This window comes from Streptomyces sp. NPDC001920 (assembly GCF_053594495.1).
Map to the genome: position 1 here is coordinate 343,968 of NZ_JBSFEP010000001.1, position 16,658 is coordinate 360,625.

The window sequence follows — 16,658 nt, forward strand, 5'->3', positions numbered from 1 at the left end:
GCAGGACCCCCATGTTCGGAATGAGCGAACTCGCGATCATCCTCCTTGTCGTCATCGCCGTCCTCTGCGTCAAGAAGCTCCCCGAACTGACCCGCTCCGCGGGCAAGTCCGCACGCATTCTCAAGTCCGAGGCCAGGGCCATGAAGGACGAGCCCGACCCGGCGGCACCCCGGGTGATCCCGGGCGAGACCGTCACCCCGAACGAGCCGGGCCCCCAGGGCGCGCGGCCGCATCAGCGATAGCGGCGTGACGGGCGGCCCCTGGGCGGCGTGAGCCACGGCCGCCCCACCCACGGCGTCACATCCGGCGGGGTCGGGCGACGGCACCGGCCGGTGGCCGCGCGAAGGCCGCGGAAGACGGGCTGCCGGGAGACGGGCTGCCGGCCGTGGGTCAGCCTGCGGATCGGGTCCCGCCGGGCGGTTCTCGCCACTGCCCGGCGACCCATCGGCCGCCGTGACGATCGGACGCTCAGGGCCGCGGGCCGCTGGGACCGGGTGATCCGCTCCACCCGGTCGTGGATGCGCTCCACACGGTGTTCGCCACGGACGACGACGAGGACCCGCATCCTGAGCTCCAGGGTGTCGGATGCGCTGATCAGGTCCGCCCACTGCAGCGCGGCGCCGCACTCCCGAGCCGCCGCCGCTTCGTCGGCGCAACGCCGGTGCGGCCGCGGCTGCCAGACTCGGTGTCAGCTCGTATCGCCACCCGGAGGACACCATGAGCTCAGGTCTGGGCCCGCTGGTCATCACGCGCCGCAGCGGAAGTGAGCCGATACGGGCGGACGGTGAGACCGTGGCCCGGCTCGCCGACTTCTGGAGCTGGGCGTGCTCCGACCTGGCGAACAACACCATGCGCGGCGTTCTCGCCGAGTACCTCGTGGCGACGGCGCTGGGCGCCGCCACAGGCACCCGCGTCGAATGGGACACCGTTGACATCCGGACACCCGAGAAGTGGCGCGTCGAGGTGAAGTCGACGGCGTATCTGCAGTCCTGGGCACAGTCCGAGCCGTCGAGGCTCTCCTTCGACATCGCACCGGCCGCCGGCTGGGACGCCCAGAGCGATGCCACCTCGACCGAAGTGCTGCGCCGCTCGGACGTGTACGTCTTCTGTCTGCTGCACCACCTGGACAAGCAGACCCTCGACCCCCTGGACCTCGACCAGTGGTCCTTCTACGTCCTGCCCACCCGGGTCCTGGACGAACGCTGCCCGCACCAGAAGACCCTCAGGCTCTCCAGCCTGCTGCGCCTGGAGCCCCGGAAGGCCGATTTCTCCGGCCTGCCGCAAGCAGTGGCCGCCTGTGTCGGGAGCCCGGACGCGGACTCGCCCCGGGCATGAACCGCCCGCGACGCGCCAGGAGTTGACGGCCCTTTCGCGGGGCGCAGACCTGCGCACCTGCAGCGGGAAGCCGTCGCGCGGCCGGGTGCGATGCGGGCCCCCGTCGCGGCTCGCCGAGCACTGCCGTGCAGGGGTAGGGGCCGGGACCGGCCGGGCCGCTGGAGCGGGTGGTGGCGGAAGCACGACCATAGGCGGTCACTCATCGGAGAACCCGCCTCAAAGCTTGAGCACAAATTCCACACAACCTCTCTTCATACTGGCGCCCATGGTCTAGATTGACCGTGCTTCAGCTGTTCGGACACGAGGCGACCAGTAATGATCTATAGGTCCGGCGCATCGGCAAGCAGGTAGTCGCATCCCCGGCGCCGGACGTGGGGGTGATCAGTTCTTGGCCGACAGGAGCTCGGGTGCGGGGAGCACGCGAGGTTTCGATCGGTAGCCACGCACCTTGAGGGTCTGGCAGGACGTGTGAGTCCGCTGCCGCCGGGGTGGGTTGTCCGGGTAGCGCTGAAGCAATGAGGGATGTCATGCGCGGGGGGCGGGACCTCTCGCGGGGAGGAACAGCGCGGCGCGGGAGGCGGGGGTGCCTCCCGGGGGAGTAACAGTGTCAGGCGAACGCGTCGAACCACTGGCGACCTGGGGGGCCTGTGCAACAGGGGGAATTAGTCGACCCGTTTCCGTCGGCGCGCGGGCGTCTGGCGAACGGGGCAATCAGCCAGACCGCGACCGACTGGGAGCAGCGGTACCGCCGTACCGTGATCATGAGCGACACCGTGGCCACCGCCTTCGTGGTGGCGGCGATCGGCAACTTCTTCGGGGCCCGGGACGCGGCCGACTGGCACGAGAAATGGGGGATTCTCGCATTCGGCACCGAACTGCTGGTGCTGGGCGCGCTTGCGGTGAGCCGGTCGTGGGCTCCGGCCGTACTCGGCCAGGGGGCTGAGGAGTTCCGGCGGCTCGGACGCTCGCTGTTCGCGGCGACCGTCGTACTGGCGCTCGGCGGGATCGCTCTCACCTCGCGCAACATCAAGCTCTGGATCTTCGTCGCGATCCCCGCGATCGCGCTCGTCACCATGACCGCGCGGTATCTGCTCCGCCTCTGGCTGCACAAGCAGCGCAAGGAAGGGCGGTGCCTGAGACCGGTGCTCGCTGCCGGGAGTCCGGACACCGTGCGCGACCTGATCACCCGCACCCGTAAGTTCCCGCACATCGGCTGGCGGGTGGAGGCGGTGTGCACGACGGACGGTCGCGGGAGCGAGGGTGACCAACTGGACGGAGTGCCGGTCGTCGGCCGACTGGCGGACGTCGCCAAGCATGTCAGCCACGACGGTTACCGTGTCGTCGCGATCACACCGGACCCGCACTGGTCACCGGACCGGCTGCAGCGGCTGGCCTGGAACCTCGAAGGCAGCGACGCCGAGATGGTCGTGGCCCCCGTGCTGATGGAGGTGGCCGGCCCCCGGCTGCATGTGGACGCGGTACTGGGGATTCCGCTGCTGCGGGTCAGCATGCCGGCTTTCACCGGGGGCCGCCGGGCCGTCAAAGGGGTCGTGGACCGAATAGGCGCAACGTTTCTGCTGATGTTGTTCGCGCCGCTGATGGTGTTCGTCGCGCTGCTCGTGATGGGGGACAGCCGGGGTGGGGCGTTCTACCGCCAGCGCAGGGTCGGCAAGGACGGCCGCGAGTTCACCATTCTCAAGTTCCGCACCATGGTCGACGGAGCCCACCGGGCACGCGCCGCGCTCGCCGACCGCAACGAGGGTGCGGGGCTGCTGTTCAAGCTCCGCCGGGATCCGCGGGTGACCCGGGTGGGAGCGGTCCTGCGCCGGTACTCGATCGACGAACTCCCGCAGCTTTTCAACGTGCTCACCGGATCGATGTCGCTCGTCGGTCCGCGGCCTCCGCTGCCGGAGGAGTCCGCCGCGTACGGCCCGGACATCCGGCGGCGGCTGCTGGTCAAACCCGGACTCACCGGCCTGTGGCAGATCAGCGGACGCAGCGACCTGCCGTGGGAGGAGGCGGTCCGCCTGGACCTGCGGTACGTGGAGGACTGGTCGCTCGCCCTGGACGCAGTGATCTTGTGGAAGACGCTGCGTGCGGTGATCCATGGCCGGGGGGCCTATTGATGCGCGGGGGCCGACGTCCGGCCGAGGCGCGAACAGCAGGCCACAAGGGCCTGCCTGGGGGGGGAAGGACGCTTCATGAGAGTCAGCGTTTTCGGGCTCGGCTACGTGGGCTGCGTGTCGGCCGCGTGCCTGGCCGGCATGGGGCACGAGGTCATCGGGGTCGATGTGAACCAGGTGAAGGTCGACCTGGTCAACGACGGCAGGGCCCCAGTGGTCGAGGAGCGGATCGGTGAGCTCATAGCCGACGTCGTACGGGCGGGATCGTTACGGGCCACCGGCGACGTCCGTGAGGCGATCGCGGACAGCGAGGTGTCGCTGGTCTGCGTGGGCACGCCGTCGGAACCGAACGGCAGCCTGTGCACCACGTACCTGGAACGGGTCACCGAGGAGATCGGCGCCGCGCTGGCCGAGCGGGGCGGGCGGCACACCGTCGTCTACCGCAGCACCATGCTCCCGGGCACCTGTCTGAACCTGCTGGTGCCGATCCTGGAGAAGTACGTCGGCGGCACGGCCGGGGTGGACATCGGGGTCGCGGTCAACCCGGAGTTCCTGCGCGAGGGCACGAGCGTGCGGGACTTCTTCGATCCGCCCAAGACCGTCATCGGCGAACTCGACCCGGCCAGCGGCGACGTGGTGGCGGCGCTGTACGACGGCCTGCCCGGCGAGGTGTTCAGGGTGCCGGTCCCGACGGCCGAGGCGATCAAGTACGCGGACAACGCGTTCCACGGCCTCAAGATCGGTTTCGCGAACGAGCTGGGCGCGGTCTGTCAGGCGCTGGGAGTGGACTCGCACCAGGTGATGGACGTGTTCCTGGCCGACCGCAAGCTGAACATCAGCCCCGCCTACCTGCGGCCCGGCTTCGCCTTCGGTGGGTCCTGCCTGCCCAAGGACCTGCGCAGCCTGGTCCACGCGGCGCAGCGGGCGGACGTCTCGGTGCCCATCCTCTCCCACGTGCTGCCTTCCAACTCCGACCATCTGCAGCGCGCGGTGGAGCTGGTCGAGCGCACCGGCAAGCGCCGGGTGGGAATGTTCGGGCTGTCCTTCAAACCCGGCACCGACGACCTGCGGGAAAGCCCGCTCGTCGAGTTGGCGGAGAGGCTGCACGGCAAGGGTTACGACCTGCGGATCCACGACGCCAACGTGAGCCTGTCCCGGCTGCTCGGCGCGAACCGCGAGTACATCGAGAACCGGCTGCCGCACCTGGCCCAACTGCTCGCGGACTCCGTCGACGAAGTGCTGGAGCACGCCGAGGTGTGCCTGGTCGGGACCAGGGACCCGGCCGTCCTCGCGGCGCTGCCACACGGCGGCGGCCCGGTGATCGTCGACCTCATCCGCCTTCCCGACGCCGAGGCGCGCCGGGCCGAACCGGGGTACATGGGCCTTGCTTGGTGACACGTCTTCCAGTGGCACAGCCGGCGGCGACCGGCCGGGCCGGCGCGCGCTGATCCTGGTGGAGAACCTGTCCGTGCCGTTCGACCGGCGCGTGTGGCAGGAGTGCACGACGCTGCGCGACGCGGGCTGGGAGGTGCACGTCATCTGCCCCCGGGGGGAGAAGCGGGACACGGAACCGGAGGCGGTGATCGACGGGGTGCGGATCCACCGCTACCCGTTGCGCGCGGCCACCGGAGGACCGGCCGGCTACCTGCGGGAGTACGGATCGGCGCTGTGGCACACCGCCCGGCTGGCCCGCAAGGTCGGTCCGGTCGACGTGGTGCACGCCTGCAACCCGCCCGACCTGCTGTTCCTGCCGGCGCTGTGGCTGAAGCGGCGCGGCGCGCGGTTCGTCTTCGACCAGCACGACCTGGTACCCGAGCTGTACCTCTCCCGCTTCGACCGCGGCGAGGACCTGCTCTACCGGGCCGTGTGCGCGCTGGAACGGCTCACCTACCGGACCGCGGACATCGTGCTCGCCACGAACGAGAGCTACCGGGACGTCGCGGTGCGCCGTGGCGGCCGACGCCCTGAGGACGTCTTCGTGGTGCGCAGCGCGCCCCAGGTCGACCGGTTCCAACCGGTGCCGCCCGAGCCGGAGTTGAAGCGCGGCAAGCCTCATCTGCTGTGCTACCTGGGCGTCATGGGGCCGCAGGACGGCGTCGACTACGCCTTGCGGGCGCTGGCGAAGCTGCGCGACGAGTTCGGGCGGACCGACTGGCACGCGGTGTTCGTCGGAGCCGGGGACGCCTTCGACGCGATGGTGGAGTTGTCGAGGCGGCTCGGGCTGCGCGACCAGGTGCAGTTCACCGGGCGCGTCCCGGACGCCGACCTGGTGCGCTACCTGTCCACCGCGGACGTGTGCCTCTCCCCCGACCCGCGTAATCCGCTCAACGACGTGTCGACCATGAACAAGGTCCTGGAGTACATGGCGATGGGCCGGCCGATCGTCTCGTTCGACCTGAAGGAGGCGCGCGTCTCCGCCGGTGAGGCGGCCGTCTACGCGCCCGCCGACGACGAGGCGGAGTTTGCGGGGCTCATCGCGCTGCTCCTCGACGATCCGGAGAAACGGGCCCGGATGGGCGCGATCGGCCAGGAGCGGATCAGCGGGCGGCTCTCGTGGCGGAACTCGCAGGCGTCGCTGCTCGCCGCGTACGCCGCCGCGTGCGGTGACCACACTCCGGTGCCGGCGGGCACCACGGTACGCGCAGGGAAGAGGCCTCGTCGTTGAGCGATGACACGATCCGCCTGGTCACCGTGGGGCGGATGCTCCGTCGGAGGTGGCGCCTGCTCGCCGTCCTCGCCGTGCTGGGCGCCCTCGTCGGCTACGGCACCTCGGTGGTGGTGTTCCCGCCGCGTTACACGGCGTCCACCTCCGTGCTGCTGCCGGGGCAGTGGGAGGAGCGCGAGCTGCTGACCCAGGTCGGCATCGCGACCAGTTCGACGGTGGTCGACCGGGCGGCCGCCGAGCTCGGGTGGCCGGGTGTCAGCGGTGGCGAACTGCGGGAACACGTCAGCGCCGAGGCCGCCGACGGGAACATCGTCAAGGTCTCCGGCACGGCCGACACCCCGGAACGCGCACAGCGGCTCTCCGACCGGCTGGCCCAGCAGTTCGTCGCGTTCGCCGCGCGGATCGCGGGCGGCGGCACCGACAGCGAAGCGGCCGCGGCGCCCGAGGCGCTGCGCGAGAAGGTCGAGGAGACCAACCGCCGCATCACCGACCTGGCCGATGCCGCGGACCCCGGGAAGACCGTGGAGAGCGTGCAGGCCCGCACCACGCTCGAAAAGCTGCGCACCTCGCTGGAAGAGGCCATGACGAAGCTGGACCAGGCCGACCCGGCGACCAGCATGGCCGGCATGGTCGTCATGGGGCCGGCCGCCCGGCCGACCGGCCAGGCGCCTCCGACGAGGATGCAGCTCGTCGTCACCGGGGCGCTGCTGTTCTTCCTCCTCGCGGTCATCGGCCATCTCGTCGCCGCACGGACGAACCGTCGGCTGCGCACCGAACCGGAGATCACCGCGGCACTGGGCTCGGTCCTCCTCGGCACCGTCGACGTGCCGGACGAACCGGGCACGCACCGGCCTTCGGGCGGGAGCCCGGGGGCCGGGATCCGCCGGCTCCTCGGCATCGACACCCGCTGGGACGCACCGGTCCCGCACCGGTCGGGAGACGAGACGGACAGGCGGATCCGCTACCGGCGGGTGTGCGCCCGCCTCCGGGACCGGCTGCCCGCCCCCCGGCGGCTGCTGGCCCTGGTGCCGGCCGGTGACGAGATCGCCCGCCGGGCCGCCGGACAACTCGTCGCCGAGGCCGGGAGCGACCCGCTGCTGCGGGTGGTGGAGGTCTCGGTGGACCGGCCGACCGTGCCGGACCGCGACGGCGAGGCCGGTGCCCTGGTCGTGCTCGGCGCGGGCAGTTGGACCGCGGAGGAACTCGCCGGCATCGCCGAAGCGTGTGCGGACGGCAGGCACGAGGTCGTCGGCGTCGTCGTCGCCGACGCCGTCCGGGACCGTCCCACGGGGTCCGCCGGCCCTTCACCGGACGACGTCACTGCGGTGCTCGCGGTGCGCGGCCGGGCGACGGGAGGTTCAGCGTGACCACGAGCACCACCGCGGAGTCGTCGGCCGCCGCTCCGCTCCTCGACCTGCAGGCGCTGGTGGTGGCGGTGCGCAGGCGCCGTCGGCTGTGGTGTGCCATGGCACTCCTCGGCCTGCTGGCCGGCGCGGCCGTGGCGGTCCTGATGCCGCCGCCGCCGAGCGCGGTGACCAAGGTGCTGGTCGTGCACAAGGAGGACCAGCCCAACGACACCGGGACGCTGATCCGTACCGATGTCGAGCTGCTGCAGACCACGCGGATCGCAGGCAAGGCCCTGCGGGCCCTCGACTCCCCGGAAGACCCTGAGGACTTCATGCGGGACTACCGGGGAACCGGCCTGACCAACAACCTGCTGCAGATCGATGTGACCGGTGACAGCGACGCGGAAGCGGTGGCGCGGGCCCGGGCGCTGGCCGACGCGTTCGTCGCGGACCATGTGCGGCGGATGCAGGAGACCGCGAAGGCCGAGGCCAAGGCCCTGCTCGACCAGCGTGACCGGATGAGGGACGAACTCGCCCGGGTCAACGAGGCGATCGGGAACGGATCGCCGTCGAGCGGCCCGGAAGCGTCGGCCGGCATCGAGTCGCTCTTCGCCCGCCGGGCCGAACTCACCTCGCGTATCGCCGATTTCGACCAGCGTGCCGCGGAGGCGCGCACCGGCACGCCCAAGGTCGTCGCCGGCACGCAGATCGTGGACGCGCCGCGCGCGGTGCGGCACTCCCTGCCCAAGGCCGCTGCCACCGACTCCGCGATCGGGCTCGTCCTCGGGCTCGTCCTCGGGCTCGCGGTGGCCGCGGTCGGCACGGTGGTGGCGGACCGGCCCGTGTTGCGCCGGGACATCGCGGCCAACCTGGGCGCCTCGGTCATCGCGGAGCTTCCCCACCGGTCGGGCGGGCCGTGGCAGCGCCGTCGGACCCGGGCGGCACGCGACCGCCTCACCACGACCCTGGCCCGCACCGTGCACGGCTTTGCGGAGCCGGTGTCGCTGCTGGAACTGGGCTGTGCGCGCGGCACGAGCGCGATCGCCCTGGACCTCGCCTCGGCACTGGCGCCCGAGGGGCCGGTGGTCGTCGTCGACGGCCTGCCCGGACCGCACCTCGCGGGCCGCCGCCCGAAACCGGGAGACCCGCCCGTGGTCAGCGGCGAGCGTGCCGCGGCCGTGTCGCGGCAGGAGCGCCGGATCGGAGTCGGCTCGGTGGCGCCCGGCACGGCGTGGACCGACCTGCAGTACCTCGGAACCCGGACGGTGCTCGTCGTGCGCGCCGGGCACGGCAGCGCCGCATGGCTGCACACGGTGGCGCGGCAACTCGCGGACCAGGGCATCGCGGTGATCGGTGTGGTGCTGATCGACCCCGATCCGCGCGACCGGACCGACGGCACGCTGTGGGACGGGCTGCACACCGCGCTGCGCGGCCGGAGCGAGGGGACGGCCCTGCAGAACGGGACCGGCCGGCGGCACACGGATCGGCAGCCGGCATGGGCCGCACGGGTCCCGGACAACGACCAGGAAGGCCGGTAGGACATGTGTGGCATCGCGGGTACGTACCGATGGCCGGACGGGAAGCCGGTCACCGACCGGCTCACCGAAACCCTCGCCCACCGCGGCCCGGACGGGGCCGGCCGGTACGGCCACGCCGTCGGTGACGGCGAAGTGCACCTCGGGCACCGCCGGCTCGCCATCATCGACCTGTCCGAGACCGGTGCCCAGCCGATGGTCTCGGACGGCCTCGCCCTGACGTACAACGGCGAGCTGTACAACGCGCCCGAGCTGCGCGCCGAGTTGGCGGCCGCCGGGGTGCGCTTCCGCGGTACCTCGGACACCGAGGTGCTCCTGGAGGCCTGGCGGCGCTGGGGCACCGACTGCCTCCCCCGGCTGCGCGGCATGTTCGCGTTCGGGATCTTCGACGAACGCACCGGTGAACTGGTGCTCGCCCGGGACCAGTTGGGCATCAAGCCGCTGTTCCTGCTCCGGCGCGGCGAGGGCCTTGCGTTCGCCTCCGAGCTGAAGGCGCTCGCCGCCGCGACCGGCGGGTTGCTGGAGGTGGACCATGCGGCGCTGGTGGCCTCCCTGCTGTACTACTGGGTACCGGACTCCCGGTGCGCGTTCCGCGAGGCGGAGAAGCTGCCGCCGGGGAGCTGGCTGCGGTGCCTGCCGGACGGCCGGGTGGAGCGCGGCCGGTTCTTCGACCTGAAGGACGTCGCCGCCGAGGGGCGCGAGCGGGCCCGCAGCGGTGAGCAGCCGGACCTGGCCGCCATCGTCGAGGAGTCGACCCGGCGGCACCTGCTCTCCGACGTACCCGTGGCGACCTTCCTCTCCGGCGGCCTCGACTCCAGCTACCTGACCGCGCTGGCGGCCCGCCACCAACCCGGGATCTCCGCGTACACGATCGGTTTCCGCGCCGAGGACGCCAGGTTCGAGGCGATGCCGGACGACCTGCGCCACGCCCGGCGGGTGGCCGAGCGGTTCGGTGTCGACCTGCACGAGATCGAGATCGCCCCGAACGTGCTCGACCTGCTGCCGCGGATGACGTACCACCTGGACGAGCCGATCGGCGACCCCGCCGCGATCAACACGTACCTGATCTGCTCGGCCGCCCGGGAGGCCGGGGTCAAGGTGATGCTCTCGGGGATGGGCGCCGACGAGCTGTTCGCCGGGTACCGCAAGCACCTGGCCAATCTGCTCGCGCTGCGCTACCAGCGCGTTCCGCGGCCCCTGCGGCGCGGGGTGTCCGCGGCCGTGGACCGGCTGCCGGTCGCCACCTCCCGCCGCGGGTACCGGTCGGTGCGGTTCGCGAAGCGGTTCCTCTCCTTCGCCGATCTGCCGGAGGAGACCGCGTTCCGGCGCAGCTACACCATGTACGACCGAGGCGAGCTGCTCGCCCTGGTCGATCCGGACCTGGCCGGGTCGGTCGACGACGTGCTGACCGAGCATGCGGACACCTACGCGGACAACGAGCTCGCCGACTTCGTCAACCGCATGTGCCTGACCGACGCACGGATGTTCCTGCCGGGCCTGAACCTCGCGTACACGGACCGCTCCAGCATGGCCGCGTCGACCGAGGTGCGGGTGCCGTACGTGGACGTCGAGGTGGTCAGGGCGGCGTTCGCCGTGCCCGGCGACCGCAAGATCGTCGGACGGCAGGGCAAGGCCGTCCTGAAGGAGGCGGCCGTCTCGGTCCTGCCCCGGGAGATCGTGTACCGGCCCAAGGGCCTGTTCAGCGCCCCGCTGCGGGCCTGGATGAGCCGGGACCTGGCTCCGCTGGTGCGCGAGGTGGTCAACGACGGCGAGCTGGTGCGTTCCGGGTTCCTGCGCCGCGACGCGCTGCGGCGGCTCGTCGCCGAGGACGCCGCCGGGCAGCGGGACTACTCCAAGCATCTGTGGCATGTGCTGACCCTCGAGTACTGGTATCGCGACGCGACCTCTGGGTCCGGCCAGAGCACTCGGTCATCGGCTTAGGAATCAGAGGAGTTCGGGTTGAAGCAGGTTGTGCAGAACTACAAGAGCGGCGAGCTGGCGGTGCTCGACGTGCCGGTGCCGGGGTGCAAGCCGGGCGGTGTGCTGGTGCGCAGCGCCTACTCGCTGATCTCCACCGGGACCGAGCTGATGAAGGTGTCCGAGGCCGGCATGTCGATGCTGGGCAAGGCACGCTCACGGCCGGACCAGGTGGCCAAGGTCATGCAGAGCGTGGCCACCAACGGGGTGCCCGCCACCTATCGCAAGGTGATGGGCAAGCTGGACTCGTACACGCCGCTGGGCTACTCCTTGTGCGGGGTGGTCGAGCAGGTCGGCGCGGGCATCGACGACGTGAAGGTCGGCGACCTCGTGGCCTGCGCCGGCAACGAGCACGCGTTGCACGCCGAGTTGAACTGGGTACCGAAGAACCTCTACACCCCGGTGCCGGACGGCCTCGCGCCGCGGCACGCGGCCTTCGGCACCGTCGGGTCGATCGCGTTGCAGGGCGTCCGCCAGGGCGAGTCACGACTGGGCGAAGTGGCGCTGGTCATCGGTCTCGGGCTGATCGGGCAGCTGGTGGTACAGCTGCTGGCCGCCTCGGGGGTGCGTGTCGTCGGCGTCGACCCCGACCCGGTGCGCTGCGAACTCGCCGAGCGGCTGGGCGCCGCGGCCTGCGGCGATCCCGCGTCCGCGGCCGTGGAGGCTGCCGTCGCCGAACTCACCGGCGGTCACGGCGTGGACCAGGTGTACCTGGCCGCCGGCGGCGACAGCAACGAGCCCGTCGAGCTTGCCGCCCGGCTCTGCCGGGACCGCGGCCGGGTCGTCGACATCGGCAAGTGCCGCCTGGACCTGCCCTGGAACGCGTACTACGAGAAGGAGCTCGACGTCCGGTTCTCCCGCAGTTACGGCCCGGGCCGTTACGACCCGGAGTACGAGCTGGAGGGGCGTGACTACCCGATCGGCTACGTACGCTGGACCGAGCGCCGCAACCTGGCGTGCTTCCTCGACCTCCTCGCCCGCGGCAGCGTCGACGTGGAGCCGCTGGTCTCCCACGTGGCTGACTTCGATGACGCCGTGGAAACGTACCGAAGCCTGAAGGACGGCGACCTCAAGGCCGTTGCCGTGCTGTTCCGGTACCCCGAACCGGCGGGGGGAGCCGAGGAAGCAGCGGCCCCGGCGGTGGCCGTGCCCCCCGTGAACGTGAAGCGGGGCCCGGCACGGGCTGCCAGGACTCCGGTGCGGCTGGCGTTCGTGGGCGCGGGGAACTACGCGAGCTCGATGCTGCTGCCGCACCTGGCGCAGCGCGACGGCGTCGAGTTGTCGACCGTCGTCACGACGACCGCGCTGTCCGCGGCCAACGCCCAGCGCAAGTTCGGCTTCGCCGGGGCGACCACCGATCTCGACGCCGTGCTCGGCGACAAGTCCGTGGACGCGGTGTTCGTCGTCACCCGGCACAGCTCGCACGCCGAACTGACCCGGAAGGCGCTGCTGGCCGGCAAGGCGGTGTTCGTGGAGAAGCCGTTGGCGCTCACCGAGGACGAACTGGCCGGTGTGCTCGCGGCGGTCGAGGAGTCCGGCAACGACCGGCTGCAGGTGGGCTTCAACCGCCGGTTCGCGCCCCTGCTGCGGGAGGCCAAGCAGCGGTTCGGCGCCCGGAGCGGTCCGGCGAACCTCCGCTATCTGGTCAACGCGGGCCGCCTCGACCACGGCAGCTGGTACCTCCGACAAGACACCCAGGGCTCGCGGTTCGAGGGCGAGGGCGGACACTTCATCGACACGGCCGGCTGGCTGCTGGAGGCCGACCCGGTCTCGGTGTACGCGGTCGCCACGCCCGGCAACGACGACCTGCAGGTCGTGCTGCGCTACCCGGACGGGTCCACCGCCACCATCAGCTACGTCACCACCGGCCCGGGCAGCTTCCCGAAGGAGACGCTGGACCTGGTCGCGGACGGCCGTGCGCTGCGCCTCGACGACTTCGTCCGTGCCGCTGTGTACGACGGCCGCTCCAGGCGGTGGGTCGGTTCGCGGCTGCCCAGGGCCCGGGACAAGGGCCAGAACGCCGAGCTGGCCGCGTTCGTCAAGGCCGTGCGGACCGGCGGGCCGATGCCGGTGCCGCTTCAGTCGCTGGTCGCCACCACGGCGGCCACCCTCGCCGTGCAGACCGGCCTGGCGAGCGGTGCCCCGGTGACGTTGGCGGCGGCTCGATGAGCATGAGCGCGGGCTGGTACCTGCGGCGGCTGTCCCGCATGGGGCCGCAGGAGGTCGCCGGCCGGGTGGGCGACGCGGTGCGCAGACGGCGGTGGCGGTCGGCGCGGCCCACCTGCCCGAGCGTCATCGGCGCCCGCTTCACCGCGGTCCTGCCCGCCGGGACGATCGCCGCCGTCCCTCCGGACGCCGCGAAACGTCTCGTCGCCGAGGCGGACCGGCTGATGTACGGGCACGTCGAGTACTTCGGGGTGGTCCGCGACGACCTGAGCGACCCGGACTGGTGGTACGACCCGAAGACCGGGCGCCGCGCTCCCTGGGGCTACGCCTTCGACGTGCCGTACCGCAGCGAGGACGCGGTCGGGGACATCAAGCAGATCTGGGAGCTGTCGCGGCATCAGTACCTCACCGTGCTCGCCGCGGCCTACGCGGTCACCGGGGACGAGCGGTACGCCGAGCGGGTGGCCCGGCATCTTCGGTCCTGGTGGGCGGCCAACCCGCCGCTGCGCGGCGTGCACTGGATCAGCGGCATCGAGCTGGGCATCCGGCTGCTGTCCTGGGTGTGGATCCGCCGGCTGCTCGACGGCTGGCCCGGCGCGCCAGAGCTGTTCGAGGGCAACCCGGTGGCGCTGAAGCAGATCTGGCACCACCAGCGCTGGCTGGCCGCCTTCCCCAGCCGGGGGTCCTCGGCGAACAACCACGTCATCGCCGAGGCCGCCGGACAGTTCGCCGCGGCCTGCGCGTTCGGCTGGTTCCCGGCCTCGCCGCGTTGGCGGGCCGACGCGCTGCGGTCGCTGGAGCGGCATCTGCGGAGCAACACCTTCGCCTCCGGCCTCAACCGCGAGCTGGCCACCGAGTACCACGGCCTCGTGCTGGAACTCGGCCTGGCGGCGGTGGCCGAGGCGGATGCCGCCCGCGTGCCGGTCCCCGGGTCCGTGCGGCTGGTGCTGCTGCGGATGACCGACGCGCTCGCGGCCGTCGTGGACAGCCGGTTACGGCCGCCACGCCAGGGGGACGCGGACGACGGTCACGGTCTGGTGGTGGACGGCGCGGGCACCGACCGCTGGGCCTCGCTGCTGGCCACCGGGGACGCCGTGTTCGGCCGGCTCGCCTGGTGGCCGGCGGTGACCGGCACCGATGTGCGCACCCCGCTGCTGGCCGCGCTCATCGAGCCGTACGGGAAAGGCACAGGCGCACCGTCCGTGACCCGCCCGGCAAGCCGGCCGGCCCACTTCGCCGACGCGGGGCTCACCGTCCTGCGCGGTCCGGGAGAGATCTGGTGTCGCTGCGACGCAGGTCCGCACGGATTCCTGTCCATCGCCGCGCACGCCCACGCGGACGCGCTGTCGGTGGAGGTCCGGCACGACGGCGTCGACGTGCTCGCCGACCCGGGCACGTACTGCTATCACGGGCAGCCCGAGTGGCGGCAGTACTTCCGGTCCACGCTCGGGCACAACACCCTGCAACTGGACGGCGGTGACCAGTCCGTCTCCGGCGGCCCGTTCCTGTGGACCCGGCATGCCCGCAGCCGCGTCCTGGCCGTGGACACCTCCGGCGCCGCTGCCGGGGGGACGGCCCGCTGGTGTGCCGAGCACGACGGTTACCAGGGCTTTGTGCACCGCCGCCGGGTGGAGCTGACGGCCGCGAGCCAGGAACTGAAGGTGGTCGACGAGGTCCGCGGCCGACACAGCCCGCGCCGGGCCGTGCAACTGGCGTTCCACCTGGGTCCGGCGATCACCGCGGACCTGACGGGGAACCGGGCCGTGCTCACCTGGACCCGGGACGGCGAGGGGCGCTCCGCGGTGCTCGACCTGCCCGGGCAGCTCGACTGGCGGGCGCATCGCGGCGAGACCGACCCGCCGCTGGGCTGGTACTCCGCGGGCTTCGGGCGCAGGGAGCCCGCCACCACGCTGGTCGGCACCGGCTTCACCGACGGCTCGGCGGGTTTCACCACCGTGCTCAGGTTCGACGCCCCCGAGGGGGGCGCGTGGGGGTGAGCACGAGGCACTGGGCGTCGGCCGCGGCGCCGCTGGCGCTGGCCCTGCTGGCGGCGACCGGCTGTGACAGCACGTCGGACGCCGAGGCCGAGCCGACCGCCGCGCCGGCGTCCACCCCCGTGGCCCGGGTGTGCGCCAAGCCCGCGGCGGGGCCGGCGACGGCACCGGCGGGCGCGGTGACGGTCGACCCGGCGGTGGTCGGCGACCTGGCGGCGAAGACCCGCAGCAGCCCCCCGAACACCACGTTCTGGCTTCGACCGGGCAGGCACAGGCTCACCCCGGACCGCTACGCCCAGGTCGTCCCCAAGGCGGGCAACCGCTACCTCGGTGCGCCGGGCGCGGTGCTCGACGGCCGGAAGAAGAACCAGTACGCGTTCGGCGGAAGTGCCCGCGACGTCACCATCCGCCACCTGACCGTGCAGCGTTTCGTCGCGCCGCCGGACGAGGGCGTGGTCAACCACGACTCGGCCGACGGGTGGGTGATCGAGCACGCGACGATCCAGCACAACTCCGGTGCCGGGCTGATGGCCGGTGCCCGCCAGCGGGTCCGGGCCAGTTGCCTGCGCGGCAACGGCCAGTACGGCATGAACGCGTACAAGGCCGCAGGCCGTATCACCGGCCTGGTGGTCGAGGGCAACGAGATCGTGGGCAACAACACCGACGACTGGGAGCGGCGGCGGGAGGGCTGCGGCTGCACCGGGGGCGTCAAGTTCTGGGCCGTCGACGGCGCCGAGGTGCGCGGCAACTGGGTGCACGGCAACCGCGGGACGGGGTTGTGGGCGGACACCAACAACAACGACTTCCGCATCGAGAACAACGTCGTCGAGGCCAACGACGGCGCCGCCCTGATCTACGAGACCAGCTACAACGCGGTCATCCGCGACAACACGATCCGGCGGAACAACTGGGTCGAGGGCCGTGGACGAGCCGAGCGGGGCGACACCTTCCCGTACGCGACGGTCTACCTGTCCGAGTCCGGCGGCGAGCCACGGATCGAGGCCCGCACCGACAAGATCGAGATCTACCGGAACGTGCTGGAGAACAACTGGTCCGGGATCACCCTGTGGGAGAACGCCGACCGGTTCTGCAACAGTCCGGCCAACACCTCCTCCGGTGACTGCACCTTGCTGGTGCGGGACACCGACCGCTGCGCGAGACCGGCGATCGCCGAGCCCCCGCTCTACGCCGACTGCCGGTGGAAGACCCAGCGGGTGGACATCCACGACAACCGCTTCGTGCTGGACAAGTCCGTCGTCAAGTGCACGGCGAAGTGCGACCGCATGGCGGTCCTTGCCAACTACGGCACCTACCCGGACTGGTCGCCGTACCTGGGCGAGCGGGTGGCCCGGGCGATCACCCGCGAGCAGCGCAACCGCTGGCACGACAACGTGTACGTCGGTCCCTGGAAGTTCGTCGCCCACGACCCGAGCCGGGTGCTCGGTTTCGGCGCGTGGCGGGGCACGCCGTACCGGCAGGACGCGGGCAGTACCTTGCGCGCACGGGACGGTGGTTGA

At 72.0% G+C, this 16,658-nt stretch carries 11 protein-coding genes; all 11 read left to right on the forward strand.

From position 1 onward, the window contains the following. Positions 1-11 precede the first annotated feature (11 nt). The 11 genes from ACWCPI_RS01420 to ACWCPI_RS01470 all read left to right on the forward strand — a co-directional run bounded on the left by ACWCPI_RS01420 (position 12) and on the right by ACWCPI_RS01470 (position 16,658). On the forward strand, positions 12-242 hold the full coding sequence (locus tag ACWCPI_RS01420; RefSeq protein ID WP_388810349.1) for a twin-arginine translocase TatA/TatE family subunit: 231 nt from the start codon (positions 12-14) through the stop codon (positions 240-242). A gap of 475 nt (positions 243-717) precedes the next feature. After that, positions 718-1,335 (forward strand): hypothetical protein, encoded by a 618-nt coding sequence (locus tag ACWCPI_RS01425; RefSeq protein WP_451036151.1) that lies wholly within the window; start codon positions 718-720, stop codon positions 1,333-1,335. A 647-nt stretch (positions 1,336-1,982) separates the two neighbouring features. Further along, positions 1,983-3,461 carry a sugar transferase gene (locus tag ACWCPI_RS01430; protein WP_451036152.1) on the forward strand — a complete coding sequence of 493 codons (1,479 nt, stop codon included), beginning with the start codon at positions 1,983-1,985 and terminating at the stop codon, positions 3,459-3,461. A gap of 75 nt (positions 3,462-3,536) precedes the next feature. Next, positions 3,537-4,853, forward strand: a complete 1,317-nt coding sequence (locus ACWCPI_RS01435; protein ID WP_451036153.1) for a nucleotide sugar dehydrogenase — start codon at positions 3,537-3,539, stop codon at positions 4,851-4,853. Beyond that, complete coding sequence (locus ACWCPI_RS01440) at positions 4,843-6,123, forward strand: glycosyltransferase family 4 protein (protein WP_451036154.1); 1,281 nt, start codon at positions 4,843-4,845, stop codon at positions 6,121-6,123. The genes ACWCPI_RS01435 and ACWCPI_RS01440 overlap by 11 nt, the downstream gene beginning before the upstream one ends. Further along, positions 6,120-7,490 carry a Wzz/FepE/Etk N-terminal domain-containing protein gene (locus ACWCPI_RS01445; RefSeq protein ID WP_451036155.1) on the forward strand — a complete coding sequence of 457 codons (1,371 nt, stop codon included), beginning with the start codon at positions 6,120-6,122 and terminating at the stop codon, positions 7,488-7,490. The genes ACWCPI_RS01440 and ACWCPI_RS01445 overlap by 4 nt, the downstream gene beginning before the upstream one ends. Continuing rightward, positions 7,487-9,007, forward strand: coding sequence for a Wzz/FepE/Etk N-terminal domain-containing protein (locus tag ACWCPI_RS01450; RefSeq protein ID WP_451036156.1), 1,521 nt, complete (start codon positions 7,487-7,489; stop codon positions 9,005-9,007). Before ACWCPI_RS01445 ends, ACWCPI_RS01450 begins: the two co-directional genes overlap by 4 nt. Before the next feature lie 3 nt (positions 9,008-9,010). Continuing rightward, a complete protein-coding gene (asnB, locus tag ACWCPI_RS01455) occupies positions 9,011-10,945 on the forward strand; it encodes an asparagine synthase (glutamine-hydrolyzing) (RefSeq protein ID WP_451036157.1) in 1,935 nt (644 codons plus the stop codon). Positions 10,946-10,963: 18 nt separating this feature from the next. After that, entirely contained in the window at positions 10,964-13,150 is a 2,187-nt protein-coding gene (locus tag ACWCPI_RS01460) for a bi-domain-containing oxidoreductase (protein WP_451036158.1), read from the forward strand. Beyond that, the gene (locus ACWCPI_RS01465) at positions 13,147-15,144 is read left to right on the forward strand and encodes an alginate lyase family protein (RefSeq protein WP_451036159.1); all 1,998 of its coding nucleotides are present in this window, start codon (positions 13,147-13,149) and stop codon (positions 15,142-15,144) included. Before ACWCPI_RS01460 ends, ACWCPI_RS01465 begins: the two co-directional genes overlap by 4 nt. Continuing rightward, positions 15,135-16,658, forward strand: a complete 1,524-nt coding sequence (locus tag ACWCPI_RS01470; RefSeq protein ID WP_451036160.1) for a right-handed parallel beta-helix repeat-containing protein — start codon at positions 15,135-15,137, stop codon at positions 16,656-16,658. Before ACWCPI_RS01465 ends, ACWCPI_RS01470 begins: the two co-directional genes overlap by 10 nt.

Bases quoted from the DNA above. Each gene is read 5' to 3' on its own strand.
- ACWCPI_RS01420 (WP_388810349.1), top strand. From the start codon at position 12: ATGTTCGGAATGAGCGAACTCGCGATCATCCTCCTTGTCGTCATCGCC.
- ACWCPI_RS01435 (WP_451036153.1), top strand. From the start codon at position 3,537: ATGAGAGTCAGCGTTTTCGGGCTCGGCTACGTGGGCTGCGTGTCGGCC.
- asnB (WP_451036157.1), top strand. From the start codon at position 9,011: ATGTGTGGCATCGCGGGTACGTACCGATGGCCGGACGGGAAGCCGGTC.
- ACWCPI_RS01465 (WP_451036159.1), top strand. From the start codon at position 13,147: ATGAGCATGAGCGCGGGCTGGTACCTGCGGCGGCTGTCCCGCATGGGG.
- ACWCPI_RS01425 (WP_451036151.1), top strand. From the start codon at position 718: ATGAGCTCAGGTCTGGGCCCGCTGGTCATCACGCGCCGCAGCGGAAGT.